The sequence below is a fragment of the Pseudomonas sp. PME37.24/006 genome (assembly GCF_055556635.1).
Genome location: NZ_JBVHNL010000299.1, coordinates 1 through 235 on the forward strand (window position 1 = coordinate 1; position 235 = coordinate 235).

1 protein-coding gene is annotated in these 235 nt (G+C 64.3%); it reads right to left on the reverse strand.

Annotated features, from left to right (window positions below; genetic code table 11):
* On the reverse strand, positions 1–235 hold a 235-nt coding region (locus ACZ3GY_RS24815; protein ID WP_465912490.1), incomplete at both ends, for a hypothetical protein.

Here is a 235-nt window from a genome sequence, read left to right on the forward strand (position 1 = left end):
GAAGGTGGAGTCGCTGCCGCTGTCGTAGACGAACACGCCCGCGTTGGTGGCGTACGAGACGAGTACTCCGGTGATGTCGTCTTTCCATTCGGCGGCGGCGGCGTTGACGCTGGAGGCGATTTTCTTGCTTGCGCGGTAGAGGTCGCCGGTGGGTGTGAGCCAGGTGTCGAATCCGACGGGCTTGGCGTTGGCGGGGACGCCGTAGTTGGCGGTGTTGTCGAAGGTGGAGTCGCTG